A 12973-nucleotide genomic window follows, 5' to 3' on the forward strand; every position below is an offset into this window, starting at 1 on the left:
TGTTACCTTGCTATGTATCTGTATTTGAGCGAGCCGTGAAAAAGACGCACGCGTGCAGAGGCAACATTGCGGAGAGTGCAAAATGTTGTCTTTACCCGAAGTCGAATTCAAAGCCCGTAAACGCTAACAGTTACGCTGGGCCCTGTTCCTTGGGGCAAGTTTCCATTTTGCAGCCGATTGAAAGCTGGTTCGGTTCCATTTCATCGTGAAAGGAGAACCTATCTAACCGGGCGCGGAGTATACGCACGGTTTTCGGTGCTGACAATGGTTATTGAGGGGATTTTTCGTTGTACGAAAGCAAGGGCGCAATTGTTAATCAGCTAAGGCCTCAATCGCCTGTTGTACGGAAGTAAAATGGATTTTGATGATGCAGCGCTGTGCTTGAGCAAACTCGTGTTTTTGGATCAGCTCTGTCACTTGCTGCACGTTCAATGTTTGTGGCAATAGACCCAATTCCACTGTGTTATTACTACCCGTTTTCAATGCAAAGCAGTGGCCTTGTGTATCAATCACAATGTCATCCTGACCCCAAATCAAGGCTTGGCACTCGGCGTTTAACTGCTCTGGCGAAGCCAAATACACCAGTTCGTCGTCGCCATCGAGTTTGAGTAAACAAGGCCATGTGATCATTGCGTTACCTTAATGTTGGAGTGGGTCATTTTAAATCGTCTACGCGCTAAATAAGCGATGTAAGGCAAGTACGATACACAAAGCCTTAAGAGAGCAAAAGGCTTTGTGTCTTACTGTGTATGTAAGAGCTTTAGTTTCGCGTTTATTGAGAGAGGCTAAGCGTACTTACCAATGATGCCGAGCAAGTCTGCCACTTGATGTGCCACATAATCGGGCTGGGCGCTCCAGTGCTCTGGTTGAGCGCCGCTGTACGCTGCTGCTACGGCAATCACTTTGCAGCTGCCACCTAACTGATGCTCGATATTGCGTGCAAACTGCGTGTCTGCCTCGTGGTCACCAATGTACATCAGCAGTTGTTTATCGGAGTGCCCAAAGATGGACTCGATGCATTTAATGCCGCCAAAAGGGTCCGGTTTTTGATGCCCGTTAGACACATCATCGTAGCCCACGACGGCTTTAAACGGTGCATTGATTTGGTTGGCGCTGAGTACGTTACGAATGTTGGATTGCGAGTTCTGAGAGCAGACTCCGTGTGGCAGGTGTTCGAACGCGTTCACTACATCGACAATGCCACTGAACAGATTCACTGGTGTTTGGTTTTGCTCTTGGTGCTCTGCCCACATGGTGCCCGCGATGAGCATCTCATCATGGGACAGACCATAGTAGTTTACGTACAGATCTTGCCAGTTTTTCGCCGCGTGATTGGCATGATGGTAATCTGCTTCACTGCGTAGGTATTTCGGTAAGTTATCCCCAGTCAGGTGCGGTGCTACAACGGACAATATCGCTTTGGTGATGTCGATATTTTTCGGAACAGAATTTACTAGGGTGCCATCGTAATCCCACAATACGGCGTCTAACTTCATGCAAAACCTTTTGAAACAGCGAAGGGAGAGTAGCTTTAAATCTTGCCAGTCTTAGTGGGGAGATAATCAGATCTTGCTCATGTTTTCATAAGCTTGCTTTGAATCGCTTGGAAGGGAGGGAACAAGCGAGAGAATAACAAAAAGCCAGCAAGGTGATGGTTGCTGGCTTTCTAGTGCATGCTTCGTTATACAAGGCGTTAAGCGATATGCGACATCTCATTTAGAGTGAAGGTATCTACCGCGCCTTCAGTTGCTTTCATGTATTGCGCTAGGTGCTCGTTGTCCATATGCGTGCGCCATAGTTCGCGTGATTCCCAGTTTTCGTAGAAAGTGAAATGCGCTGGGTTTTCGTTATCTTGGTGAAGGTCGTAGTTGATGCAACCTTCTTCGGCACGAGTGACATCAATCAGTTTAAGTAGCTCGGCTTTTACCAATTCTACTTGGTCTGCTTTGGCGATGATGTTAGCGACGATAGTCAATTTAGCCATGATGGTAATCCTCTGTTGATCGTGATGTATCGTGTTGACGAGGTAAAGATTAGTCGCGAATCACCAAATGATAAACAGCACAATGATTGATTTATTATCAAATATAAATTGATAATCGAACTTCAATCTTGTGCTAGCTGTGTTTAAAAACTGGAACCTGGCTGTTGTAAGAATTCCACTTCTTCTGCGGTGCTATCACGGCCTAAAATCGCATTACGGTGTGGGTAGCGACCGAAACGATCGATGATCACTTTATGCTTTAGTTCAAACTCATAATTCGATTCTCTACCTAGCGCTTTGAACAGCTTCTCTGCTTCTTCATGAATCCGCTTAGATTCACTGTGCATAAATGGCATGTACAAAAAGCTGCGTTCAACGTCGGTCAATTCTTGGTCTAAGCCTAGACGAATTGCCTCTTGTGCCAAGGCAAGCGCGAGAGCATCTTGAGCAAAAGCTTTTGGCGTATTGCGGTAAACGTTGCGAGAGAATTGGTCGAGCACTACGATCTCTGCCAGACGGCCTTGCGCTGTGTCTCGCCAGCCAAACAACTCAGATTGAGCGGCTTGTTCTAAGGTAGTGAGAAAGCGTGTTTCGATTTGTTTATCGACGTCGGCATTACTCACAAACCAGTCTTTTGGTTCCAGTTCTTCAAACCAGAAAGTCAGGATATCTTGGTACATGGTTGCTTCCCTGATAGAAAAAGAGCTAGGAGTATATAATACCCCCAGCTCTCGGTTTGGTTTATCGACCGTAAGTCTCTTGGATGTAGCGCTCAAACTGCTCACACATCTGCTCGTCTGAGACCGTATTGCTTGCAAGCTCTTTGCTGCCATCTACCACCTTGATGCTGGCATTTAACGATGCCACAGGGGCGCGTTCACGAGTTTGCAACGAGGCAATTTTCTTCTGCTGAACTTCCCATGCTTGTTCTGGTGATAGGTTACACACGTCTGCCAGATACTTAGCGTTAAAGCCTTCACCCGTTAGGCTAACGATAGTCTCGTTGTGCGATAGGTGGTTACCCGCATGCCAGTAATGTTTTGCCAGTAGCGGACCAATCTCTGGGTTGTCAGTCAGGTAGCCAAACTTGTCGAGGAAGTAAGCGCGAGTCTGGTAAACCGCCATGTGTGCTAGCAAGTAACCGTGGTAGGCACACGCTGCTTCATCAGACAGAAGGTGTGGAATTGCCATCAATGGGCGTGGGCTGCATTCCAAACCAAGAATTTGCTTTTCACAATCGCGTGCCAGTTTAGTGATGCGCTCTGGCGTCAGTTCTTCATCGCTTAATTGGTAAAGTGCACGTTCAAAATACGGCACAACCAAAATGCTGCGCTCTTCGTATGCTTTGAATGGCTGACGGCTGTTGATCATCGCTTGAATGATCTCATCTGGTACTGGATTACCTTCTGCGTCCAACGCGTATTGTTTTAGCCAATCGGCATCGGTTAGCAGGCTGTCACAGAACATGGATTGTGTTTCTGCGTATGCCATGGAAGTTGGGGCGAATTCTTGAGAGAAACACGGCGCGTTCATCTTAACGTTAGCGAAGTGCGCAGCGTGACCGCCTTCGTGGAACAGAGTATTGATACCATCGTAGCCGCTGCCAACTTGGTCTGGTTTCGCGTTACTGGTGAAGTTCACCTGCGCGGCAACCCATTCGCCTTGGTTGTAGAACGATGGGATAGGGCCATGGCAGAAACCGTTCGGGTATTTGCCTTTACGATCAAGCAGGTCTAGCGTCAGCTCTGCGCCTGAGTATTCGATGTTAAGACGACCGAACGACTCCACCCAGCGACGTAGCGACTTTGAGAACGGTACGTACGGGTCTAAGTCACGCATGACATCACCCGCGAACGAGTAAACAAAGTTGTAGCCAGTCAGTGCGCTTTGACCTTTCTGCTCAGCAAGGTTTGCCAAGCTGTTTAGGTGGGCATCACGCGTGCGTTGTTCAAAGTCATCTAAGATGCTGAACAGTTGCTCTGAGCTCATCTTTTCCGTCTTCTTCACTGAGTAATCAAAGAAGGTCTCGTAGCCCAAAGAACGTGCGAATTGATTACGCAGTTTGATCAGCTCAATAAAGCCGTTTTGTAGCAACCATTGCTCAAGGTCGAGCAGCGTTTGGTGCGCAGATTGACGCACTTCTTCGTGATTATTGGCGCGAATGGTCGACGACAATACTGGCAAAGAGCCCTCGGTTTGTTCACCGTTTTCATTGGTAAACGTCAGAACGTGGTTTTGCTTTTTCTCGAACAACTCGGCTTCAAATGCAATCAGAGCATTCTTTTGTGCTTGAGCTTGTTCGCCTTCAATTGCATGCGATTCAAACGTTGCCAACCAGCCTTGCAGACCAATTTGCGTTTGCTGCTTCTCTTGTGGATCTGCAATTGTTTCAGCCGCTTTAAGCTGTGCTTTGATAGCAGAGATTTGCTCGGCGTTGCTTAAGAAATTGGTCCAAGCGGTTTGTGCTTTTGTCGAACCATCGTGGTCGTCGCTGATGCCCATGTACGTCTCCCAAAAGAAATCTTCTTTGGTGCGATGGATAGCGAGGTAACGTTGGTTGAGATCGTTTAGGTATTCCGTTGCAGTCATTTTGATCCTTCAAATGTTTGCTTTATTGAGGTTTTTATCGTCATTGATTATGGCACGCATAAGCAGCAGAAAGGAATGCGAAATCCATTTGCCATGTTTATGGCTTGTAAACAGGAATTTACCGCACTTTTTACATGTGCAGACGTCAGTCACAAAATTTTTCCGTTTTTGATTAGTAATGGCCGTTCTCTATTTATAAAATTCGGTCTTTCGCAGTGGTGCTGAAAGTAAGGAAAACAATAATGAAAACAAGAATCGCAGCTCTAACAATAGGGCTAACTTTGGTGGGATGTTCAGCAACAACACCAACCAATGACCAAGTTTTTAATATCGAGGAAAACTGCGCCGTCATTATGAGTGAAGGAGTGACACCAGAAGAACGTTGGAGCGCCTACAACAAGCTTATTGAAAGCTATGGCGACCATTATGTATCTGATAAGAACCGCTTGGAATTGGCTCGATGGAACTCATTTCGCCAAAAACTGATTCGCGATGAGAGTCATCAATTACTCAAAGAATTTATTGAAGTGAGTGACTGGGGCTGCGCAAATGGCAATTACCTTGAAGAGATGTACTTATTTGTGAAGGAAACACAAGCGAGCAAATCAGAGTAAGACCTGCGCCTTACTCGTCTTCATCCGATTCTTGATGCTGATTGATCTCTTTACCACACCCTAAACATTGGTTTGAGAGGTCGGTTGGCATCATGATGATCAAACCACAATGAGGACATAAATCGCCTTGGTTGTATCTGCGCATTGTTCATCTTTTCATTATATAGTCTATTGTTCTGTAATTTAAAACCAACCCCACAGAAAATACGACATCAACAGCAAACTAAACCAATTTGCATATACTCAATGTGTTAGCGAATACAACGGAAGGTGTCATGTTAACTCCTCATAAACTGATTCTTGGTGCTGCGTTGCTGCCTGTATTTAGCGCGTGGGCGAATGCTGCTGAGCAAACCGCAGACGTGGTGTACATCAACGCTGGTATTTATGGTCACCCAAAAGCAGACGTTGTCGCCGTGCATGATGGACGGATTGCTTTTGTTGGTGATAAAGCCAAGGCACAAATGTGGGTTGGTGAGAGCACTGAAGTGGTGGATTTGACTGATACCTACTTGTTGCCAGGTTTTGTCGATAACCACAATCATGTGTTTGAGGCGGCTTCCGAAGCAGGCGGTACGTGCTTATTGCAAGCTGGCACCTTGTTGGATGAGCAAATCCCACAACTGCAAGACTGTAAAGAGTTTGTCCAAGATGACGAATGGTTGATGGGGTACGGTTTTACGCTTGATGCGACCTTGTCAGAAGAAAACCAGCGCACGCCTTTGGAAGTGATCGATGAGGTCTTTCCTGAGACGCCGGTGGTGTTAATGGAGCAAACCTCTCACTCGATGTGGGTGAACTCGGCAGCACTGAAAGCGGCGAACATTGATAAAAACACGCCCGATCCGCAAGGCGGTCGCATTCTCAAAGATCCGGATAACGGCGAGTTGAATGGCATCTTGCTCGATAACGCCGGTGATTTAGTGATGGAACTGGCTTGGAACAGCATGAGTGCGCAATTTGCGGTGAGCTACCAAGGTTTGTTGACTGGATTAGAAGAAGCTGCGCTTTACGGCATTACCACGATTGGTGATGGGCGAATGTACTGGAAGCGAGGTTGGTATGAAGTATGGAAGGAGAGTGAAAAACGAGGTGATCTGACCGCTCGCGTTTCTTTGCGACCATGGATCTATCCGACTGACAGTATGGACTCTCAACTGTCGTATTTGAGAGGCATTCAGTCCGACGATACTTCTCGTTTGCTGCTGGTGAACCAAGTCAAAATGTACAGTGACGGCATCTTCATCAATGGTACTGCCAAAACGCTTGCGCCTTATCTTGATACTTACCTGCCGGATTCCCCTTATGGGCTGAATTACATCTCGCCACAAGCGATGCCCGAATGGCTAAGCAAGCTCGATAAACTGGGTTATAGTGCGCACATTCATGCTATCGGTGACGGTGGTATTCGTGAATCACTCGATGCGATTGAGAAGGTGCGCAGTCAGGGCAATCAGCGACGTTACACTTTGACGCATGTGGAATTGGTCAACAGCAAAGACCTGCCAAGGTTCGCCAAGTTAGGTGTCACGGCAGACTTTCAAGTCGGTTCCGATTATGTGGCTTATCACGATCACCAATGGGCAGAAGCCTTCTTAGGCGCTAAGCGAGCCAGAGCCTTGATGAACCTGCGTGCGCTTTATAATGCCGAAGCTAACGTGACGTTAAGCAGCGATTGGAATGTGCATGATTTGAACCCATTGGTTGGTATCTCCAATAGCTTGGTGATGGGCGAAACCGGATTGCCAAACGTCTCAGCTGCGATTGATGCCTACACAATTCACCCGGCTTACAGCTTGGGTTTAGAAAAGGAAATTGGCTCAATCGATATCGGGAAATCGGCAGACTTTGCTGTATTGGATCAAGACATCACCCAACTGAAAGCGGAAGACATTGCCCAAGCTCGCGTCCTCATGACGGTGTTGAGAGGGGAAGTGGTCTACGAGCAATTGGATGACGAATAAGCCGAGCGATGACTCACTCGGCTGAAAGGTTGTTGTCTTGTTGAAGCGTATTTAGAGGCTATTGCTCAGGGTATTCGCCCATACCTTGCGTTTGCCCTTCTGCTTTCCAATGCTCGCCTGGGTCAAAGGCTTCATCGCATAGATCGACGGTGTAGCCCATTTCGGTAATTTCTTTCAGGGTGAGGTTATCAGCAATTTTGGCAATGTCGCCCGCCTTGTTCCGCAGTTCCATGGTTTCCCTCCGGTCACTGTTTGGTTGTCGGTTCAAGTCGCGCCAAGCATAAAAGCTTGGGTGGCTCGGTTATAAGTATAAGCAGTGATGAAGGACTTTATCGGTTAATAGCCATAATTTATTTAAGGTTAATTGGTCGGTATAACACTTTGGCGTCGATACCGGTTCAATATCATGGCGATAGAAGACAAAGTGTGATTTATTGGCGCCTCAATCGTGGAGATTTTAGGAACGGAAATGGTGATTCTCGACCACACACTCGCGCAGCAAATCGTCGATCGCACCATGTCGATCATTGGTCATAACATTAATGTAATGAACGCGGCAGGCACCATTATTGGTAGCGGCGATGCTGAGCGTATTGGTCAAAAGCATGATGGTGCAGTGCTGGCGCTGAATCATGGTGACTCGTTAGAGTTGGATGAGCAAAGTTGCCAATCATTGCAGGGCGTGAAACCGGGCATCAATATGCTGCTGCACTTTAAAGGTGAAGTTGTGGGCGTGGTGGGTGTCACTGGTAACCCTGAGCAAATCCGAGCGTTCGCTCAGTTAGTTAAGATGACAGCGGAACTGACGATTGAACAAGCTTCGCTGGTGGAGCGGCTGCAATGGGATCGTCGCCATCAAGAAGAGTTTGTTTCAGCATGGTTGAACCAACAACTTAGTGACTCCGAGTTGCACGATTGGGCGCAGCGTCTTTCAATCGATTTAACAACACCACGAGTCTCTATCGTGATCGAGCTTAAAGCAGAGAATGCGCCTGTTAGTTTGAACAGTGTGCGCGGCGTGGTTGATGTGTTGTATCGCTCTGAAGATAAGCCGTTAGTGGCGATCATGTCGATGAATGAAATTGTCGTTCTCAAGTCTTTACGTTCTTCTTCGAATGGTGACCAAAGTGCGCTCGAGAGCATTCAGCGCCGCTTAACTGCTAATCAAATTGATGATGTCCGTCTCGCGATTGGGCAACGTTTTGATGGCGCACAGCAGCTTCCTCTCTCCTACCAAAGTGCCAAGCAGGTGCTTGCTGTCGGTCGTCGCTCTCATCCAGAAAAAACTATGCTGGGCTTTTCTGAATATCGCTTACCTGTGTTACTCGCCCCTTTAGCCGATTCTTGGCAAGGTGAACAACTCGCTCAAGCGATGGCGACTTTGGTTTCGGCAGACAAATCTGGACAGTTGATAAAAACTTTGGAGGCGTATTTTCAAGCCAATGGTAACGCCAATGATTGTGCTAAGGCTCTGTATATTCATAGAAATACCTTGAGATATCGTCTGGATAGAATCAGTGAAGTGACGGGCATTTCGACGCAAGATTTTACGGGATTGACCGAGCTGTATATCGCAAGCCAGTTAAGAAAGCTAAATTAGCTAATTGTGCAAATGCACAAGATAATTCAAGCATAGTCAGTATTATTTGGGTATTTGACTAAAGAATATGCCAAGTTTTTAAGTGAGAATAGCCGCATTGATGACCTGCGAACTGTCGCTCGCAGCGTGCTGTTTTCAGGAGAATGAAATGAAAGTTGTGATTGCCCCAGATTCGTTTAAAGAGAGCTTGACCGCTAAACAAGTGAGTGACGCGATTAAGAGCGGTTTGTCTCGTGTTTGGCACGATGCAGAATTCGTCACGGTACCTGTTGCTGATGGCGGTGAAGGGACAGTTCAATCTTTGATTGATGCGACTGAGGGCGAGCAGGTTTTCGTGACCGTAAAAGGCCCACTTGGCAATGATGTGGAGGCGTTTTACGGAATTCTAGGTGACGGTGAAACCGCAGTGATCGAGATGGCAGAGGCAAGTGGTTTGCACCTTGTGCCAAGTGAGCAACGTGACCCGAAAAACACCAGCAGCTTTGGTACTGGCCAGTTGATTCTGAATGCGCTTGATCGCGGTATTCAACGCTTGATCATCGGCTTGGGTGGCAGCGCAACCAATGACGGCGGCACGGGTATGTTGGCGGCTTTAGGTGTTAAGTTTCTAGACAGTGCTGGTCAGCCTATCACTCCTAACGGTGGCGGTTTAGTTGAGCTAGCAAGCATTGATGTGTCTGGGCTCGACACTCGCTTAGCGGACTGCGAAGTGCTGGTGGCATGCGATGTGGACAACCCATTGTGTGGCGAGAAAGGTGCATCAGCGATTTTTGGTCCGCAGAAGGGGGCGACACCGGCGGATGTTGAGCTGCTAGATTCTGCTCTAAGCAAATACGGTGAACTGACAGAGCAAGTGACGGGCAAGCATGTGCTGACTCAAAAAGGCGCGGGCGCTGCCGGTGGTATGGGCGCGGCGTTGCTTGGCTACCTACCTGCACGCTTGAAGCCGGGTATTGAGATTGTACTAGATACCGTAAAGCTCGCAGAGCACGTAGCAGACGCTGATATTGTCTTTACTGGCGAAGGCCGTATTGATCACCAAACTGTGCATGGCAAGACACCAATGGGTGTGGCGAAAGTGGCGAAAGAGTATGGTTTGCCTGTCATTGCCCTAGCAGGCTGCACAGGTGATAACTTCCAAGTAGTCTACGAGTGTGGCATTGACGCGGTATTTGTATGTGTACCACGCGCAATGAGCTTGCCAGAAGCTTTGGAAGAGGCGGATGTGAACCTTGCGAACTTGGCTGAAAACGTAGCCAGATTGTGGCAATTACCTCGCTAACACTCCGTGTTTTGTTGAGCAGATAGCTCAGAGAACTCATATCAAAGCCTCCCAATTGCGGAGGCTTTGTTGGTTCTGGTGCTGAATGTTTGGAACGGAATGCTTGGAACGGAACGTCTGGAGCGACTATTTGGCGTGTTGAGCAATCAGTGTTGCCAGCGTTTCCATCGCGGGGAGCCAGTTTTTCTCCGCTCCAAAGTTCGCCACGCTAAGACGAATGCAGTTTTGATACTGTCCCTGAGTGCCAAATACCGAGCCGGGCAGGATACTGATTTTGTGTTCGTTACAGGCTTGATAAAGCGCATAGCTGTCAGTCTTGGGTGGCAAGCGTAACCAAAGCAAGAATGAGCCTTGTACTGCATTGATTTGGTAGCGGTTTTTTAGTTCAAAGTGTGCATCCAAGCATTGATTGAGCATCTGTAAATATCGTCTCACGTTGGCTTGGTAAACACGGCACATACGCGCAGTGTGAGTGCGGTATTTGCCTGAGGTTAGGAAAGTGCCTACCGCCGATTGCATCAAGTTCAAACTGCCCATGTTTTCACATAACAGGTATTGCTCGACTTGAGCGCGATAACGTCCCGCTAGCATCCAACCAATACGAAGGCGTGAATCGAGCGTTTTCGACAAGGAGTTGACGTAAATCACCCGTTGTTTCTCGTCCAATTTGCGCAAGCTTGGCAAGGGTTCGTCGTAGCTCAACGCGCCAAAGACGTCATCTTCAATGATTGGAATATCTCCAGAAACCTTAAGCAGTCGCTCACGTCTTTCAAGAGGCATCATTGAGCCTGTTGGGTTGGTGAAGTTTGGCGTGACAACAATGACTTTGATCTCCCACGTCGCCATGGCCTTTTCTAGCGCGTCTGGATCCATACCATCACGAGGACAACTAGGGATCTCGACCACTTGTAAACCGAGGGATTCAAGCATCAATAAGTTGCCGAAATAGCAGGGTGATTCCACCGCAACAATGTCTCCAGTCTGTGTTGTTGCTCTGAGGGCAAGACTGATCGCTTGCTGCGCACCATGGGTGACCAAAAGATCATCCACGTTTGCCGGCGTTCCCAGATCTTGGGTGATCTTTGCTAGCTGTTTGACCAACAAGTCATCACCCGGTGGCAGTTGGTAATGGCTGGAAATATGGCTTTGTTGGCGACTCTGGCGGCCAATTTCGGCATACAGGCTTTTGATGGCTGGCGCGTCAATGTTCGGGTGTGCTGAGCCCGTCGGAAGCAGCTCTTGATACTCGGGATAGGTAAGGATTTGTTTGCACACCGAGAGCAAATCCACGCGTGTAGGCTTAGCGATCTTGGCTTCATGTCGCTCGGTTGGCTTTACTCGATAACCGGATTTTGGCACCGAATAAACCATGCTTTGTGCTTCTAGTTCCTGATAAGCACGGATCACCGTGTTCTTGCTTACCTTGAGTTCAGTGCTCAATTGACGGATGGAAGGCAACTTGTCGTCTGGCTGATAAACCCCATTGCTGATCGCTTGTTTGAGATGCTTCTCGACGATCAAATACTTATTGGCATCAAGTGTACTTGCTAAATCTGTACCCATAAAAACACTTCCATCTGTCACTTTTTGAAAACACTGTACCTAACTACATTAGCAACATTCGAGATTAAAAACATTCAAGATTTAAAAGTAAGTAGAGTGAGGGCGAATCATGTTAATCAGAGCAATTCCTTTTGTGTTCGTGATCCTTTGGGCTTCTGGATTTGTTGGTGCGCGATTTGGGTTGCAATACGCCGAGCCTGCGACCTTGTTGTCGATTCGCATGGCGTTCAATGTCCTGTTGTTTTTGGTGATTGTGGCTTTTCTGCGTCGTCGCATTCCAACGGGAAAAGACTTTTGGCACAGCTGTGTTGTCGGAATATTGATTCACGGCTTTTACCTAGGTGGAACGTACTTCGCCATCAGTTTGGGAATGCCGGCGGGCTTAAGTTCGCTATTAGTCGGGATACAACCTATTTTAACGGCCGTATTGCTGGTGGCGTTCGCTACTGAGCAGTTCAAACCATCACAGTGGATTGGTTTATCCTTGGGTTTTGTCGGTATTGCTATGGTGCTTATGGGTAAGATGGAGTGGCAATCCGATTTGCACAAAACCTTAGCGATTGGTGTGTGTTTGTCGTCGTTGTTTGGTATTACGCTTGGCACCTTGTATCAAAAGAAGTATTGCCAACAAGTGGATATGGTAGGCGGCGCGACCGTGCAGTATTTAGCGGCATTGGCCATGTTCCTGCCAATCGCGATGCAGTTTGAAACTATGCAGGTGCAATGGACGACGGAATTCATTCTTACCTTAATCTGGCTCGTGGTTGTGCTGTCTTGTGTGGCGATTCTATTGTTGCTGTACATGGTGAAAAATGGTGCGGCATCGAGTGTTGCTTCTGTATTCTACCTTGTGCCTCCGACCACGGCGCTTCAAGCTTGGTTTGCCTTCGGTGAGTCGTTTGATTGGATGGGCATTGTTGGCTTTGTATTGGCTGCGACGGTGGTCTACTTAGTGGTGAAAAAGCCTGAGCTACCAATGTTTAAATCAAAGGTTGCAAAGCAGAAACGTAAAATATACCTAAATTAGGTAGGGACATTTGCGTGCCAGAGAGTACAATCCGGCTCCTTACATGTTTGTGGAGTCGGATGATGACCGTCAAGCCAGATCGAATGAGCGCGATGCGCAATATCATTGAACAAGTGAAAGCAGAATTGCCGATTTATGAATCGGAGACCTTTGTTTGTGGCCCTGAGGGTAAATGCATCGGTTGCCCAAAAAAACTGTTGGAAATGGTCGATTCTGAACTGAGCTATTGGGAATCTGCAATGGATCGCGGTATCACGCCTCAGTTTGATGAAATCCGCCGATTTGGCAAAATGTGCACCAGCGTACGCCGAGGTTTAATCCGCAATAACGTGCCGTTGCTCAACGCCTAA

Annotated in this window: 14 protein-coding genes; 6 read left to right on the forward strand and 8 right to left on the reverse strand. The window is 47.6% G+C overall.

The genetic code is table 11. From position 1 onward, the window contains the following. Positions 1-312: 312 nt before the first annotated feature. The 5 genes from VCHENC03_RS08655 to VCHENC03_RS08635 all read right to left on the reverse strand — a co-directional run bounded on the left by VCHENC03_RS08655 (position 313) and on the right by VCHENC03_RS08635 (position 4573). Positions 313-630: a DUF4144 family protein gene (locus VCHENC03_RS08655; protein WP_009706812.1), complete on the reverse strand. Its 318-nt coding sequence runs from the start codon at positions 628-630 to the stop codon at positions 313-315. 155 nt (positions 631-785) lie between these two features. Beyond that, positions 786-1496, reverse strand: a complete 711-nt coding sequence (locus tag VCHENC03_RS08650; protein WP_009706813.1) for an HAD family hydrolase — start codon at positions 1494-1496, stop codon at positions 786-788. Positions 1497-1693: 197 nt separating this feature from the next. Further along, positions 1694-1984 (reverse strand): putative quinol monooxygenase, encoded by a 291-nt coding sequence (locus tag VCHENC03_RS08645; protein ID WP_005435368.1) that lies wholly within the window; start codon positions 1982-1984, stop codon positions 1694-1696. A 143-nt stretch (positions 1985-2127) separates the two neighbouring features. Further along, positions 2128-2664 (reverse strand): DUF924 family protein, encoded by a 537-nt coding sequence (locus tag VCHENC03_RS08640; RefSeq protein ID WP_009706814.1) that lies wholly within the window; start codon positions 2662-2664, stop codon positions 2128-2130. 61 nt (positions 2665-2725) lie between these two features. Next, complete coding sequence (locus VCHENC03_RS08635; protein WP_009706815.1) at positions 2726-4573, reverse strand: M3 family metallopeptidase; 1848 nt, start codon at positions 4571-4573, stop codon at positions 2726-2728. Between the two features lie 242 nt (positions 4574-4815). Between VCHENC03_RS08635 and VCHENC03_RS08630 the strand changes: the two genes are divergently transcribed. After that, positions 4816-5187 (forward strand): hypothetical protein, encoded by a 372-nt coding sequence (locus tag VCHENC03_RS08630; RefSeq protein ID WP_009706816.1) that lies wholly within the window; start codon positions 4816-4818, stop codon positions 5185-5187. 10 nt (positions 5188-5197) lie between these two features. Here the strand turns inward: VCHENC03_RS08630 and VCHENC03_RS28135 are convergent, their stop codons facing one another. Beyond that, positions 5198-5332 carry a hypothetical protein gene (locus tag VCHENC03_RS28135; RefSeq protein WP_009706817.1) on the reverse strand — a complete coding sequence of 45 codons (135 nt, stop codon included), beginning with the start codon at positions 5330-5332 and terminating at the stop codon, positions 5198-5200. 130 nt (positions 5333-5462) lie between these two features. Between VCHENC03_RS28135 and VCHENC03_RS08625 the strand changes: the two genes are divergently transcribed. Further along, positions 5463-7151, forward strand: coding sequence for an amidohydrolase (locus VCHENC03_RS08625; protein WP_009706818.1), 1689 nt, complete (start codon positions 5463-5465; stop codon positions 7149-7151). A gap of 58 nt (positions 7152-7209) precedes the next feature. Here the strand turns inward: VCHENC03_RS08625 and VCHENC03_RS27450 are convergent, their stop codons facing one another. Then, positions 7210-7383, reverse strand: coding sequence for a hypothetical protein (locus VCHENC03_RS27450; protein ID WP_009706819.1), 174 nt, complete (start codon positions 7381-7383; stop codon positions 7210-7212). 237 nt (positions 7384-7620) lie between these two features. Here VCHENC03_RS27450 and VCHENC03_RS08620 point away from each other — a divergent pair, with 237 nt between their 5' ends. After that, on the forward strand, positions 7621-8751 hold the full coding sequence (locus VCHENC03_RS08620) for a sugar diacid recognition domain-containing protein (RefSeq protein WP_009706820.1): 1131 nt from the start codon (positions 7621-7623) through the stop codon (positions 8749-8751). 148 nt (positions 8752-8899) lie between these two features. Continuing rightward, entirely contained in the window at positions 8900-10033 is a 1134-nt protein-coding gene (locus VCHENC03_RS08615) for a glycerate kinase (protein WP_009706821.1), read from the forward strand. A 126-nt stretch (positions 10034-10159) separates the two neighbouring features. On the opposite strand, the gene VCHENC03_RS08610 is transcribed toward VCHENC03_RS08615, so the two are convergent. Beyond that, the gene (locus VCHENC03_RS08610; protein ID WP_009706822.1) at positions 10160-11596 is read right to left on the reverse strand and encodes an aminotransferase-like domain-containing protein; all 1437 of its coding nucleotides are present in this window, start codon (positions 11594-11596) and stop codon (positions 10160-10162) included. Positions 11597-11705: 109 nt separating this feature from the next. On the opposite strand from VCHENC03_RS08610, the gene VCHENC03_RS08605 reads away from it, so the two are divergent. Next, positions 11706-12623 carry a DMT family transporter gene (locus VCHENC03_RS08605; RefSeq protein WP_009706823.1) on the forward strand — a complete coding sequence of 306 codons (918 nt, stop codon included), beginning with the start codon at positions 11706-11708 and terminating at the stop codon, positions 12621-12623. Between the two features lie 62 nt (positions 12624-12685). Further along, a complete protein-coding gene (locus tag VCHENC03_RS08600) occupies positions 12686-12973 on the forward strand; it encodes a hypothetical protein (protein ID WP_009706824.1) in 288 nt (95 codons plus the stop codon).

This window comes from Vibrio sp. HENC-03 (assembly GCF_000305755.2).
GTDB classification, from domain to species: domain Bacteria; phylum Pseudomonadota; class Gammaproteobacteria; order Enterobacterales; family Vibrionaceae; genus Vibrio; species Vibrio owensii.